Below are 13,711 nucleotides of genomic sequence, written 5' to 3'. Positions count from 1 at the left end.
AGCGATCGCCATAAGTGACCGGTAAAGATCGGCAATGGTTGTATGCCCATGACACAGGCATGGGGTGACGCACGTCACGGCACATGCCGAAGGGCCTCACGGGGCCGGGGGCGGGGTGGGCGTGAGGCCCTTCGGCGGCGGCCCGGCGTCAGGGGCGCCGGGCCGGGGAGGGCGGGCGCGAGGGAACGCCCGCCAGGGGAGTGACGGAGAGAGGGGACGGGGCCGGGGTCGGGGCCGGGGACCGGAGACGGCGGCTCCGGGCGTCCCCGGAACCGGCCGCTTCGGCAGTGACCGGGCTGCTGTCCCCTGCTGTCCGGTCACACACTGAAGCGCGGTCCCACGACGTGCACCGCTTGTCCCCAAGCCACTCGGCACGCCACACGCTTCAGTGAGATCCGCCCCTGCCGTACCGGGCGCCCGGAGGAGCTGGGCGGAAGCCACGCGTCATCTTGATCGACCCGCGCCCGGCCGGCACGGACAACCGGCTCAACGAGGGGCGCGGGGAACGGTCACGGCCTCCCCGGCACCGCGAAACGGCGGACCGGGAACCCCTTCCGCGTCCGCGCAGCGCCGACCGTCCGGGCGGAGAATGCCCGTTCCGTGAAAAAGCCGATGAGTTTCGCCCGCCGGAGGAGTCCCATAGGACAGGGCGGGCCGGGGCAGGGGCCAGCGACGGACACCACGGACCTCCTGGCCGGCGGCCACACCGGACGCGACGTGCACGACGCACGACGCACGACGGAAGACGGAAGACGGAAGACGAGATGGGGACGACCGATCATGAGTAACAGCGGTTCCGGCCCGGCGATCGAGACGTCGGGGCTGGTGAAGGTATTCGGGGAGACCCGCGCCGTGGACGGTGTGGACCTCACCGTCCCCACGGGCACGGTCTACGGAGTCCTCGGCCCCAACGGCGCCGGGAAGACCACCACGGTCAAGGTGCTCGCCACGCTGCTGCGCCCCGACGGCGGCGAGGCCCGCGTCTTCGGCCACGACGTGCTGCGCGAGGCGGACGCCGTCCGCGGCCGGGTGAGCCTGACCGGGCAGTACGCCTCGGTGGACGAAGACCTCACCGGCATGGAGAACCTGATCCTGCTGGGCAGGCTGCTCGGCCACGGCAAACGCCCGGCCCGGGAACGGGCCGGACAGCTCCTGGAGGCGTTCGGGCTGGCGGAGGCGGCCGGCCGGCAGGTCAAGAACTACTCGGGTGGGATGCGGCGCCGCATCGACATCGCGGCGAGCATCCTCAACACCCCCGACCTGCTCTTCCTCGACGAGCCGACGACCGGCCTGGACCCGCGCAGCCGGAACCAGGTCTGGGACATCGTGCGGGCCGTCGTCGCCCAGGGCACCACGGTGCTGCTGACCACCCAGTACCTCGACGAGGCCGACCAACTGGCCTCCCGCATCGCCGTCATCGACCACGGCAAGGTCATCGCGGAGGGCACCAAGGGCGAGCTGAAGGCGTCGGTGGGCGCCGGCACGGTCCACGTACGGCTGCGGGACGCGGCCCAGCGGCCCGAGGCCGAACGGCTGCTCACCGAGGCGATGGCCGCGCACATCCAGCTCGACCACGACCCGGTGGCCCTGACCGCCCGCGTCGGTACCGGCGGCGACGGCAAGGGCGCGGCGGAGCAGGCCGCCCACGCCCTCGCGGAGCTCGGCCGCGCCGGCATCGTCGTCGACAACTTCTCGCTGGGCCAGCCCAGTCTGGACGAGGTCTTCCTCGCCCTCACCGACCGCACCGACCGCACCGAACACACCGCCACCGGTACGGCGTCCGCCACGAGCAAGGACAGCAAGGAAGAGGTCCCGGCATGAGCACCGCGACGAGCACCGCGAGCACCGAGGCGCGGACCGGGGAACCGGCCCCCGTCGCCACCGAGAGCCTGGCCGAACTGCTCGTCGCCGGGCGGCGGCCGCCGCGGCCCAGCGCGTGGTCCGCGTCGGTCACCTTCGGATGGCGGGCCGTACTGAAGATCAAGCACGTGCCGGAGCAGCTCTTCGACGTCACGGCGTTCCCCGTGATGATGGTGCTGATGTACACGTACCTCTTCGGAGGTGCGCTCGCCGGCTCGACCACCCGCTACCTGCAGTTCCTGCTGCCGGGCATCCTGGTGATGAACGTCGTGATGATCACGATGTACACCGGGGTGTCGGTCAACACCGACATCCAGAAGGGGGTCTTCGACCGGTTCCGCACCCTGCCGATCTGGCGCCCCTCGGCGATGGTCGGCTATCTCCTAGGCGACATGCTGCGCTACGCCATCGCCTCGGTGGTGATGCTGACCCTCGGCCTGATCATGGGCTTCCGGCCGGACGGCGGCGTGGCCGGTGTGCTCGCCGGGGTGGCGCTGCTGGTGGTCTTCTCGTTCGCCTTCTCGTGGACGTGGACGATGTTCGGCCTGCTGCTGCGCAGCGAGAAGTCGGTGATGGGCGTCAGCATGATGGTGATCTTCCCGCTGACCTTCCTCAGCAACATCTTCGTCGATCCGCGGACCATGCCGGGCTGGCTGCAGGTCTTCGTGAACAACAGCCCGATCACCCATCTGTCCTCCGGCGTGCGGGAGCTGATGGCGGGGGAGTGGCCCGCGGACGAGATCGCCTGGACCCTGGGCTGGGCCGCGGTGTTCGTCCTGGTCTTCGGGACGGTCACGATGCGGCTGTACAACCGCAAGTAACGTCCGGTGGGACGGTGTGCCGCGCCCCGGGGACGGCGGGTGACGCCGGGGCGCGGCACGGGCACGGGCCGTTCGGTTCGGAGTCGTCCGTCCGGAGTGTCCGTCCGGAGCCGTTCGCCCGAAAGCCGTGTGCGGCTCAGACCCGCCCGCGGCAGAGATCCAGGAGGGTCATCGCCAGCGCGGTGCCCGGCTTGCCGAGCTGCTCGCGGTAGTGGTGGAGCACCTCCATCTCGCGGGAGAGGTTCACCCGGCGTCCGCCGGAGGTGATCCTCGCCTCCTGGATGGCGGCCGAGACGGCCATCCGCTCCCGCACCAGGCCGATGATCCGGGCGTCCAGATCGTCGATCCGCTCGCGGGCCCCGGCGATGAGGGCCGCGGCCTCGTCGGTGCGGGCGCCCGTGTCGGGGGCGACGGCCTGCGCGGGCACCCGCGCGTCCGCCGCGGGGCCGGTGGCCGTGTCCGTGGTGCTGTCCGTGCCGCTGTTCCTGGTCAGGTTCGTGTTCATGTCCGTGTCTCCTCGGAGCCGTGGGCCCCGGTACCGCCGCGGCCCGGACCGAACGCAGAGCGCCCCGGGCCTCGACCGGCCCGGGGCGCCTGGAAAGTTGCGTGTCAGTGGCTCACGCAGCGCGACCATGGCAGCCGGACGGGCCGGTGCCATAGGTAAAGCGGAAGGTGAGCTGCGAGAACATGCCGACAGTATGGCCCGCCCGGGGCGGACGGTGCCAGGGCGGGCCGGATGCTGAGACGGACGGGGGCGCCGCCCCGCGCCGTTAGAATCGGGATCCAGCCAGCTCCACCGTCCACGCCGGAAGGCCGCCGCAGTGCCCTCAGCGACCCCCGCTTCCGCTCCCGACGCCGACCACTCCCCGGACACGGTCCTCGTCGTCGATTTCGGTGCGCAGTACGCCCAGCTCATCGCCCGTCGCGTCCGCGAGGCCCGGGTCTACAGCGAGATCGTCCCGCACACCACGCCGGTGGCCGAGATCCTCGCCCGCAACCCCAAGGCGATCATCCTCTCCGGCGGCCCCTCCTCGGTCTACGCCGAGGACGCCCCGCACGTCGGCCCCGAGCTGTTCGAGGCCGGCGTCCCCGTCTTCGGCATCTGCTACGGCTTCCAGGCCATGGCCAAGGCGCTCGGCGGCACGGTCGCCCGCACCGGCACCCGGGAGTACGGCGGCACGGACCTCACCGTCGCCCGCCCCGGCTCCACCCTCTTCGAGGGGACCCCCGCCGAGCAGTCGGTGTGGATGTCGCACGGCGACTCGGTCGCGGAGGCCCCCGAGGGCTTCACCGTCACCGCCTCCACCCCCGGCACCCCCGTCGCCGCGTTCGAGAGCGACGACAAGAAGCTCTACGGCGTGCAGCACCACCCCGAGGTGATGCACTCCACCCACGGACAGCTCGTCCTGGAGCACTTCCTCTACCGCGGCGCCGGCCTCAGCCCGGACTGGACGATGGCGAACGTCGTCGACGAGTCCGTGGCCGCCATCCGCGAGCGCATCGGCGACAAGCGCGCCATCTGCGGGCTCTCCGGCGGCGTCGACTCCGCGGTCGCCGCGGCCCTCGTACAGAAGGCCATCGGGGACCGGCTCACCTGCGTCTACGTCGACCACGGCCTGATGCGCAAGGGCGAGTCGGAGCAGGTCGAGAAGGACTTCGTGGCGGCGACCGGCGTCAAGCTCAAGGTCGTGGACGCCGAGGAGCGCTTCCTCACGGCGCTGGCCGGGGTCTCCGACCCCGAGCAGAAGCGGAAGATCATCGGCCGGGAGTTCATCCGGGTCTTCGAGCAGGCCGCGTCCGAGATCGTCGCCGAGGCGGGCGAGCACGGCGAGTCCGTGGAGTTCCTGGTGCAGGGCACCCTCTACCCGGACGTCGTCGAGTCCGGCGGCGGCACCGGCACCGCCAACATCAAGTCCCACCACAACGTGGGCGGTCTCCCCGAGGACCTCCAGTTCCAGCTGGTGGAGCCGCTGCGCCGGCTCTTCAAGGACGAGGTCCGGATGGTCGGCCAGGAGCTGGGCCTCCCCGAGGAGATCGTCCAGCGCCAGCCCTTCCCGGGCCCCGGCCTGGCCATCCGCATCGTCGGCGACGTCACCAAGGAGCGGCTGGATCTGCTCCGCGAGGCCGACGCCATCGCCCGCCAGGAGCTGACCGCCGCCGGCCTGGACCGCGAGATCTGGCAGTGCCCGGTCGTGCTGCTGGCGGACGTCCGCTCGGTCGGCGTCCAGGGCGACGGCCGGACGTACGGCCACCCGGTCGTACTCCGCCCGGTCTCCTCCGAGGACGCCATGACGGCGGACTGGACGCGGCTGCCGTACGACGTCCTGGCACGGATCTCCACCCGGATCACCAACGAGGTGGACGAGGTCAACCGCGTGGTCCTCGACGTGACCAGCAAGCCCCCGGGCACCATCGAGTGGGAGTGACCCGTCACCGGTCCCGCTCCTGACCCCTCCGCACGTCAACCCCGGCGCCGCCGCTCACACGAATGAGTGGTGGCGCCGGGGTTTGTCCCGGGTACGCCGATCAGGTCGGCAACGATGCGTCCCATGGAAGCGTCACGGCCCGGCGCCGAACCACCGTGGCGGCACACCTGGCCGCAGCCGCCGCCGGGTGGCTACACCGCCGACGACCTGGACCGGCTCCCCGGCCTGCCTCCGCACACGGAGTTGATCGACGGAAGCCTTGTCTTCCGGAGCCCGCAGACGGTTTTCCACACGCGGACTCTGCGCCTGCTGGAGCACAGCCTGCTGCGCACCGCGCCCGAGGACATGGAGGTCCTCAGGGAGATGACCATCGTCCTGGACGACCGGCAACGGCCGGAGCCCGATGTGATGGTCGCCCGCGCCGACGCCGACACGGGGCTGGACCAGACGGCTTACCGTCCGCAGGACGTGCTCCTCGCCGTCGAGGTCGTCTCCGATGACCCCGAGGCACGGGACCGCGAGACCAAGCCGCTGAAAGTACGCCAAGGCGGGCATCCCGCACTTCTGGCGGGTGGAGAGCGACAACGGGCGGCCCAGGGTCTACGTCTACGAGCGCGACCCGGCCACCGGCGCCTATGTGGCGACCGGCATTCACCACAACCGGCTGAAGCTGTCCGTTCCGTTCACCATCGACATCGACCTGACCGGGACCGCCCGCCCCTGAGCGGCCGGGGGCCGGGCCCGCACCCAGAGGTGATCTGCTCGAAGGTGATCGGACCTGCTCAATTTGTTTGATTGTTGATGTACTTCGTCTCCCGTAATCGGGCCGGATCGTGGAGAATCCCCTCTCCGGAAGCGATCGAGAGGCGGACCTCATGGCGCACGGGCTCCACCGGGCACATACGCCGGAGCCGGCGGGAGCACGGGCCACCGCGGCCCGCTACGCCCTGCTTCCGCTCCGCATTTTCCTCGGCGTCACCTTCGTCTACGCGGGTATCGACAAGCTCACCGATCCGGCCTTCATCGCCGACTCCGGAGCCGGGTCGATCGGCCAGCTCATGAACTCCGTGCGGGACGCCTCCGCCATCCCGGCGCTGGTGGATCTCGCTCTCCGCGACCCCACGCTCTTCGGCTACGCCATCGCCGGCGGGGAGATCGCCGTCGGTCTCGGCACGCTGTTCGGGCTCCTCGCCCGGCTCGCGGCCTTCGGCGGCGCGCTGATCTCCCTGAGCCTCTGGCTGACCGTCAGCTGGCAGAGCGACCCCTACTACTACGGCAACGACCTGGCCTATCTGATGGCCTGGCTGCCGCTGGTGCTGGCGGGCGCGCCGTATCTGTCACTGGACTCGGCCATCGCCAACCGCCGCGCCCGCCACGGACAGCAGCTCTACGGCTGACAGCGCGCTCCGCGGTGCGCGGCGGGACGGTCCCGTCCGGGGCCGCGCGCGGCGGGGACACCGCCGGTCCGCGCGTCCGGCGCCGCGCGTCACCCGAGGGCGTCCGGCGGCCCCCCGTCACCCGGGAGCCCCCGGCGTGCCCGGCGCCTCGCGCGCCGTCGGCGCACACCGTGGGAGACCGCGCCCACGACCCCCGCGAAGCACAGGCCGAGCAGGACGGCGGGCAGCAGCCGCGGGCCCGGCCCGGGGTCCACGGTGCCGGCCGAGGACAGCAGGGCCACGACACCCGCGGCGAGCAGGACCAGTCCGGCGACCAGCTTCGCCGGTTCGAACGCGTGACGGCCGCGGCCGCCGTGCTCACGGGGCGGCACGTTCCACCTCCACCCGGCCCATGCCGGCTTCCAGTTCGAGGACGAGGGTGCCGGCCGGGGTGAGTCCGCCCTCCGGCCGCAGGGTGACGGTCCGCCGGGCGCCCGGCTCGATGTCGATGTCGTTCTGCGGGTCGCCGGGCAGCCGGCTGTCGCCGAGGCCGATCTCCAGGCCGAGTTCGAGCACGGCGTCCGGCGGCACGAGGACGCGGAGCTCCCCCGCGCCGACGCTCGCGCGGGTGCTGACCGTCTCGCCCCGCTCCAGGTCGAGCGCGGTGAGGTCGAGTACGCCCCGCCCCGTGCCGATCCCGTACACCGGCCGTACCTCGGCCGCCGAGCCCGGGCGCCAGGTGCTCTGCTGCCAGTGCGTGGTGACGTTGCCCGGGACCGCGCCCGCGCCCACCAGGAGCCCGCAGGTCAGCACCGCCGCGACGACCGTGCCGCCCCCCGCCCGGCCGTACCAGGCGGCCACCGCCAGTCCGAGTCCGAAGACCGCCAGGGCGGCGGCGAGTCCGGTCTGCAGGCTGGTGGTGAGCGGCCCCTGCTCCCAGGTCACGAGGGTGCCGGTGACGGCGGCGGCGGCCGCCGCCAGGAACGTCCAGCCGCCGGTCCAGGGGCCCGACGGACCGCGCCGGCCACCGCGTGCGGCGGCACCCGTCCGCGGGTCGTACGGGCCGGCGTCCCGCCCGTCGTCCGGACCCCAGAGGTAGCCGGTGCCCAGGGGGCCCGTGGTGCCGTCCTTGATGATCGGGTCGCGCCACCAGGACGGCCCTCCGGGGGACGGCGGGGCCGTCGTCTCGGGGGGCGCGTCCGCGACGGCCTGCGCCGCGGCCGCGTCCACCGCGGCGCCCGCCTGCTCCACGCGCCGTTTCCGCAGCGACCACGAGCACACGCCGGCCAGCGCGGACGACAGCAGCACGGCGAAGAAGAACACCGACCCGTTGTTGAGCATCGACAGCAGCAGACCGGAACCGACCAGCGCGAAGAGCACGGCGGTCAGCGCCGGACCCTCGACGCGGCCGGAGAGCAGCCGCCGCAGCTCGTTCTCGTCCTCGCCGTCGAGCGGGATCAGCAGCCAGGCGAAGCCGTAGGCGATGAGGCCGACGCCACCGGACATGGCGAGCACCGTGAGGACGACCCGGAAGATCACCGGGTCCAGGTCGAACTGCCGGCCGAGGCCGCCGCAGACCCCGGCGATCGTCTTCGTACGGCGGCTGCGCCGCAGCCGGGGCAGCACCGGGGGAACACCGGAGGTGGGGTCGGCAGTGCTGCCGGTGGTGGATCCCGGGGCCCCTCCCGGGCCCGCCGGACCCGGACGCGCGGAACCGCCGGGGGCCGCCGGGGCGCCTCCCGGCGCGTCCGCCGCCGGGCCCGGGGCGGGCTGCTGATCGCTCATGCGTCCATGGTGACGGCCCGGCGGCCCCGGACCCACCCGTGACGACCCTGGCGGAACCCTGACCTTTCCCCGAGACGGGCCGCCACCGGGGCCGGGAGCGACTCCGCCCGGACCCCCGGGACCGTTCAGGTCCGACCCTGATGCCGGGCCGCCCCGTCCCGTGTGACCATCGGGTCATGACCGCCGCCGCCCCCGCGCCGGGACCCCGGCGCGGGCAGTCCCGCCCCGCCCCCGGACCCGAGGCCCCGACGAGCCACCGGTCCGCAAGCTCTACCGGAGCGCCGAGGGCCGGATGCTCGGCGGAGTGGCCGCGGCCTCGCCGGCCATCTCGGGCTGCCGGTGTCCTGGGTGCGGATCTTCTTCGTGGCGCTCTTCATGGTGGAGGGGCTCGGCGCGCTGCTGTACGCGGCTTTCTGGTTCGTGGTGCCACTCGGCGTCGGCGGCGTGGAGGCACCGCGCGGCGCGGGCGGGGGCCCTGCGGCGGCCAGGGGTGGAGCCACCGCGGCAACGGAGGCGGGAGCGGAGGCCGCCGCCGGGCCGGACGGCCGGCGGCGGCTCCTCGTCCGGAAACCCGACCGGGGGCAGATCATCGCGCTCCTCGCCATGGTCGTCGGCGTGGCCGTGTTCGTGGACAACCTCCAGCTCGGCCGCCGCGCCAACGCCTACCTCTGGCCGGCCCTGCTGATCGGCGCGGGCGTCGTCCTGGTCTGGCGGCAGGCCGACAACGCGCGCCGCGCCCACTGGGCCGCCGTCACCCGCCGCAAGCAGGTGCTGCCGCTGGTGCGCGGCGCGGCCGGGGTGCTGCTCGTGGGTGTGGGCGTGAGCGCCATCGTCGTGATGCAGGGCTCGGCGCGGCATCTGGGCACGGTGCTGCAGGCGTCCCTCGCGGTGCTGGTCGGCATCGCCCTGCTCGCGGGCCCGTATCTGATCCGGATGGCACAGGACCTGTCGGAGGAGCGGCTGATGCGCATCCGCGCGCAGGAGCGCGCCGAGGTCGCGGCCCACGTCCACGACTCGGTGCTGCACACCCTGACGCTGATCCAGCGCAACGCCGAGAACGCCCGCGAGGTCGCCCGTCTCGCGCGAGCCCAGGAACGGGAGTTGCGGGCCTGGCTCTACAAGCCGGAGGGCCGCGGCAAGGACGAGGAGGAGGAACCGGACACCCTGGCCGAGGCCGTGAAGGCCACGGCGGCGGAGGTGGAGGACGACCACGGGGTGCCGGTCGAGGTCGTCTGCGTCGGCGACTGCCCGGTGGACGAAGGACTGGGTGCCCAGCTCCAGGCCGCACGGGAGGCGATGGTCAACGCGGCCAAGTACGGTGGCGAGGGCGGGGCGGTGCAGGTCTACGCGGAGGTCGAGGGCACGACGGTGTTCATCTCCGTACGGGACCGGGGCCCGGGCTTCGACCTGGACGCGGTGCCGGCGGACCGGATGGGCGTCCGGGAGTCGATCATCGGCCGGATGCAGCGCAACGGCGGTACGGCGAGGCTCCGTTCGGCACCGGACGGAGGCACCGAGGTGGAACTCGAAATGGAACGCGCGGCATGACGGACACGGGCGGGACGCCCCACGCGTGCGCAAGCCGCACGGGGACCGCCGGGCGCCACACCGGTCCGGCCCGCCCCGGACGTGGCCCGGCCGCCCCCAGCCGAACAGGCGCGCCCGCACCTACGCTGGCGCACAGGGGCCGGGGCGACGGGAACACGACCGCGGGCACGGCCGGGCGGTACGGACGAGGGACGGACGGGCGATGAACGACGGAACACAGCACACGAGCGGCGGTACGGGCGGCACCAGCGGCGCGGGCGGAGCCCGGGGAACCGGCGGCGCCGAGGGCTCCAGCGGCCCCGCGGACACCACCAACGGCCCGGGGACCACCGGCCGCCACGCACGGGTGGTCCTCGTCGACGACCACCGGATGTTCCGCACCGGCGTCCAGGCGGAGATCGGGCAGACGGAGACCACCGGGGTGGAGGTCGTCGGCGAGGCCGCGGACGTCGACCAGGCGGTCACGGTGATCACCGCGACCCGGCCCGAGGTCGTCCTGCTGGACGTCCACCTCCCGGGCGGCGGCGGCGTGGAGGTGCTGCGCCGGTGCGCCTCCCTGATGGCCGACCAGCAGCAGCCGGTGCGCTTCCTCGCCCTCTCCGTCTCCGACGCGGCCGAGGACGTGATCGGCGTGATCCGCGGCGGCGCCCGCGGCTACGTCACCAAGACCATCACCGGCACCGACCTGATCAACGCGGTCTTCCGGGTCAAGGAGGGCGACGCGGTCTTCTCCCCGCGTCTCGCGGGCTTCGTCCTGGACGCCTTCGCCTCCACGGACGCCCCGCCGGTGGACGAGGACCTGGACCGCCTCACCCAGCGCGAGCGCGAGGTGCTGCGCCTGATCGCGCGCGGCTACGCGTACAAGGAGATCGCGAAGCAGCTCTTCATCTCCGTGAAGACGGTCGAGTCGCACGTCTCGGCGGTCCTCCGCAAGCTCCAGCTCAGCAACCGCCACGAACTCACCCGCTGGGCCACGGCCCGCCGGCTGGTGTGAGCCCGGAATGTGAGAACCCCGTAACGCCACGGCTGAAGTGGTCGGACGAGACGTACACCGTCGAGGAGGAGGGGCCGGCCTTCCTCCTCGCCGTGGGGCGCCGTCCTGCGTGCAGGCGCAGACCCGAGGCGCGGACTTCGCCGCGGACGACATCGGCGTCCCAGCGGCGGAGGGAGCGAAGCCGGCGACTCATGGCCCGGACCGGGTGTGACCGGCCTGCTCGGCCGGTTGCCGGCAGTTCTTTCGCTCGGTGTCCGACAGCGGTCCGAGCGGATGTGCGCGGGCAGTCGCTCACGGCTCCCTCCCCGTTCTCGGCCGGAATTCTTACAAGATCGCGAAGTCACACCGGAGTTAGGGTGAGCGGCATGACGCTGCAACTTGTTCAGGTGAACTTCAAGGCCCGGGACGACGCGGCGCTCGGCCGGTTCTGGGCGGAGGCGCTCGGCTGGGGTGTCTCCAGCGAAGGGCCCGGTGTCACCAATCTGGAACCCGTGGGCTTCGACTGGCCGGATCCGTCCGTCGTCTGCATCGACCTCGTCCGTGTCCCGGACCCGGAGGCGGTGCAATACCGCGCGCACATCGAGCTCGCCACCACCTCCGACGCCCATCGGACGGAGCTGGTCGCACGCCTGCGGGAACTCGGGGCGACGCCCGCCGCCGTGGACGGGGGCGACGCGCCCCGGACGGTGATGGCCGACCCGGAGGGCAACCTGTTCAGCGTCCTGGAGCCCCGGGAGATCCACCGGGACACCGGGCCGATAGCCGCCGTGGTCGTCGACTGCGCCGACCCACGGGCCATGGTCCGGTTCTGGGGCGAGGCGATCGACTGGACCGTCCATGAGCTGACCGACGACCGCGCTCTGCTGCGCTCCGTCCAAGGCGTCGGGCCGTATCTGGAGTTCTGCCGCCCGCCCGACGACGAGGTCGTGTGGAGCCGCCTCCACCTCGACGTGATGTCCGACCCCGTCGAGGACCAGGCGAGGGAGGTCGCCCGGCTCGAAAGCCTCGGCGCGGTACGGACTGACGTGGGCCAGGGTGACGTCTCCTGGGCCGTCCTGACCGACCCGGAGGGCAACGAGTTCTGCGTCCTCGGCCGGGGCTGACGCGGAACTCCGCCGTGGAGGTCAGCCCGTGCTGTCGAGATCCCCGGCATAGAGGGCGATGGCGCGGCGGTACTCCCGTACGGAGGGGTCCTGGCTCGTGGTGGCCAGCAGGTCCAGCAGGAGGCTCATGGCCTCGTGGTGTTCGCCCGTGTTGTACAGGGCCATGGCGAGGAACGTCCGGAGACCGCCGTCGTCCGGGTACTCCGCGACGCCCCGGCGCAGTGTTTCCACGGCACGCGTGTACTGGCCGAGTACCCGGTAGGTGCTGCCCAGGCCGAGGAAGGCCCCGCGGCGGTCCTCGTCCGGGAGGCCGGTCCCGGCCAGGCAGCGTTCGTAGAACGGGACCGCCCCGGCTTCCAGACCGAGGCGGTCGTGGGCGCAGGCCGCGCGGTACGCCACGCCGGCATCGCCCGGGAACCGTGCGGCCAGGTCCAGCAGTTGCTCCAGGCTCTCGTCAGGACGGTCGTCCTCCGGTGCGTTCATGTGCACATCGTGGCAGTGCGGGCATACCGCAAGGGCCGGAAGCGAAGGAACGGGTCCGGAGGCGGCCTCCCGGACTGTCGTGGCCGAGAAAGGGAACGCCGGCGTCACCCGCGGCTCGTACACGGCGCGGCTCGTACACGGCGCGGCTCGTACACGGAGCGTCTGTACGAGCCCACGGCCTGTCACGGAGGTGCGGGGCGGGCCATGATGGCGGGGCCGTGAGCGGCCGGCGCCCCCTGTCGTAACCGCTCGCGGAGCCCTGTTCCGGGCGGTGCGTCGCTCCCGCCCACCTCCGGCCGCCCGGAACGGGGCGCTCTCCTCCCGAGCCGCCGCACCGGGGCCGGGTGCGTTGCCCGGGCCGGGGGTCCGGGAGGCGGGGCAACCGGTGCCGGGCACGGCCCGGTCACGCTCCGGGAACCATGGGGACACCTGGGTGCCGGGCCGGTCGGGGGCCCGCATAGGCTCGCGGGCATGGACGTACTCATCGATGTCTTCGTCGGCCTGCACATCATCGGTATCGCCTCGCTGCTGGGCGGCTTCCTCGTCCAGATGAAGGCGATGGGCGCCGGCACCGCGCGCATGGTGCCCGCCATGCTGCACGGGGCGCTGACCATGCTCGTCACCGGTGTGCTGCTGGTCGGGTTCAACGAGATGAACGACGCGATGGTCAACAACGTCAAGGTCGGCGTGAAGCTGGTGGTGCTGGTCGCCATCCTCGGTCTCGTCTACGTCAAGCGGGACGAGGAGCGGGTGTCGAAGGGCGTCTTCGGCGCCGTCGGCCTGCTGACCGTCCTCAACGTCTTCATCGCCGTCCTCTGGCACTGACGACCCGATGACCCGATGACTGCGGCGGGGCCCGTCCCGGGGCACGTGCTCGGGGCGGGCCCGCTGTCCCCGGAAGCCGGAGGGTCTTTCAGAAGGTGATGACCTGGTCGGCCCAGAGGGTCCAGTCGGCCAGTTCCTCGAGGGTGGAGCGGCGGGCCTCACCTGTGAGGAGGTCCTCGCCGAGGCCGCGGGCGTCCATGCACGTCCCGCAGCAGCCCACTTCGGCGCCGTGGCGGATGCAGGACTCGACCATCCGGTCCAGGTGGTAATAGCCGTTGGGGACTTGCTGGCCGGCGATCGCGCAGCCGACCGCGTCCCCCATGAGGAAGACGCGGATCTCCGTTCCCGGCCGCTTGGCAAGGGCTCCGGCCAGGCGCAGGCCGTTGTAGGAGCGTTCGGTGCCGTAGGGCGGGTCGTTGAGGATGAAGAGGATTGTGCGGCTCATGGTGGCCTCCGGCGGTGGGAGTGGTGACCGGCTGTCGGGAGGCTC

At 72.7% G+C, this 13,711-nt stretch carries 12 protein-coding genes and 2 pseudogenes; 9 read left to right on the top strand and 5 right to left on the bottom strand.

Annotated elements, in window-relative coordinates; genetic code table 11:
• Positions 1–780 precede the first annotated feature (780 nt).
• Both E4N63_RS12675 and E4N63_RS12670 read left to right on the top strand, forming a co-directional pair.
• Positions 781–1,821: an ATP-binding cassette domain-containing protein gene (locus E4N63_RS12675; RefSeq protein WP_125626386.1), complete on the top strand. Its 1,041-nt coding sequence runs from the start codon at positions 781–783 to the stop codon at positions 1,819–1,821.
• Positions 1,818–2,681, top strand: coding sequence for an ABC transporter permease (locus tag E4N63_RS12670; RefSeq protein ID WP_230240703.1), 864 nt, complete (start codon positions 1,818–1,820; stop codon positions 2,679–2,681). The genes E4N63_RS12675 and E4N63_RS12670 overlap by 4 nt, the downstream gene beginning before the upstream one ends.
• 136 nt (positions 2,682–2,817) lie before the next feature.
• Here the strand turns inward: E4N63_RS12670 and E4N63_RS12665 are convergent, their stop codons facing one another.
• Positions 2,818–3,186, bottom strand: a complete 369-nt coding sequence (locus E4N63_RS12665; protein ID WP_230240701.1) for a chorismate mutase — start codon at positions 3,184–3,186, stop codon at positions 2,818–2,820.
• 316 nt (positions 3,187–3,502) lie between these two features.
• Here E4N63_RS12665 and guaA point away from each other — a divergent pair, with 316 nt between their 5' ends.
• The 3 genes and pseudogenes from guaA to E4N63_RS12650 all read left to right on the top strand — a co-directional run bounded on the left by guaA (position 3,503) and on the right by E4N63_RS12650 (position 6,504).
• On the top strand, positions 3,503–5,107 hold the full coding sequence (gene guaA / locus E4N63_RS12660; protein ID WP_125626383.1) for a glutamine-hydrolyzing GMP synthase: 1,605 nt from the start codon (positions 3,503–3,505) through the stop codon (positions 5,105–5,107).
• Positions 5,108–5,230: 123 nt separating this feature from the next.
• Positions 5,231–5,831, top strand: a pseudogene (locus E4N63_RS12655) (Uma2 family endonuclease).
• A 151-nt stretch (positions 5,832–5,982) separates the two neighbouring features.
• Positions 5,983–6,504 carry a DoxX family protein gene (locus tag E4N63_RS12650; RefSeq protein WP_019710478.1) on the top strand — a complete coding sequence of 174 codons (522 nt, stop codon included), beginning with the start codon at positions 5,983–5,985 and terminating at the stop codon, positions 6,502–6,504.
• Between the two features lie 89 nt (positions 6,505–6,593).
• On the opposite strand, the gene E4N63_RS12645 is transcribed toward E4N63_RS12650, so the two are convergent.
• Positions 6,594–6,875, bottom strand: a complete 282-nt coding sequence (locus tag E4N63_RS12645; protein ID WP_125626381.1) for a hypothetical protein — start codon at positions 6,873–6,875, stop codon at positions 6,594–6,596.
• Positions 6,862–8,268 (bottom strand): PspC domain-containing protein, encoded by a 1,407-nt coding sequence (locus tag E4N63_RS12640; RefSeq protein ID WP_268271003.1) that lies wholly within the window; start codon positions 8,266–8,268, stop codon positions 6,862–6,864. The genes E4N63_RS12645 and E4N63_RS12640 overlap by 14 nt, the downstream gene beginning before the upstream one ends.
• A gap of 292 nt (positions 8,269–8,560) precedes the next feature.
• Between E4N63_RS12640 and E4N63_RS12630 the strand changes: the two are divergent.
• The 3 genes and pseudogenes from E4N63_RS12630 (at position 8,561) to E4N63_RS12620 (ending at position 11,913) form a co-directional block, all read left to right on the top strand.
• Positions 8,561–9,816 (top strand): annotated as a pseudogene (locus tag E4N63_RS12630) (PspC domain-containing protein).
• 202 nt (positions 9,817–10,018) lie between these two features.
• On the top strand, positions 10,019–10,810 hold the full coding sequence (locus tag E4N63_RS12625) for a response regulator transcription factor (RefSeq protein WP_308188684.1): 792 nt from the start codon (positions 10,019–10,021) through the stop codon (positions 10,808–10,810).
• A 365-nt stretch (positions 10,811–11,175) separates the two neighbouring features.
• Positions 11,176–11,913, top strand: a complete 738-nt coding sequence (locus tag E4N63_RS12620) for a VOC family protein (protein WP_230240698.1) — start codon at positions 11,176–11,178, stop codon at positions 11,911–11,913.
• Positions 11,914–11,934: 21 nt separating this feature from the next.
• On the opposite strand, the gene E4N63_RS12615 is transcribed toward E4N63_RS12620, so the two are convergent.
• On the bottom strand, positions 11,935–12,396 hold the full coding sequence (locus E4N63_RS12615; RefSeq protein ID WP_230240697.1) for a tetratricopeptide repeat protein: 462 nt from the start codon (positions 12,394–12,396) through the stop codon (positions 11,935–11,937).
• 471 nt (positions 12,397–12,867) lie between these two features.
• Here E4N63_RS12615 and E4N63_RS12610 point away from each other — a divergent pair, with 471 nt between their 5' ends.
• Positions 12,868–13,221, top strand: coding sequence for a hypothetical protein (locus E4N63_RS12610; RefSeq protein WP_125622464.1), 354 nt, complete (start codon positions 12,868–12,870; stop codon positions 13,219–13,221).
• Between the two features lie 88 nt (positions 13,222–13,309).
• On the opposite strand, the gene E4N63_RS12605 is transcribed toward E4N63_RS12610, so the two are convergent.
• Positions 13,310–13,666, bottom strand: a complete 357-nt coding sequence (locus E4N63_RS12605; protein ID WP_125622466.1) for a DsrE/DsrF/TusD sulfur relay family protein — start codon at positions 13,664–13,666, stop codon at positions 13,310–13,312.
• Positions 13,667–13,711 lie beyond the last annotated feature (45 nt).

The sequence above is a fragment of the Streptomyces sp. MNU89 genome, from assembly GCF_020982505.1.
Taxonomy (GTDB): Bacteria; Actinomycetota; Actinomycetes; order Streptomycetales; family Streptomycetaceae; genus Streptomyces; species Streptomyces xinghaiensis.
This window is presented reverse-complemented; position numbering and strand designations above follow the sequence as displayed.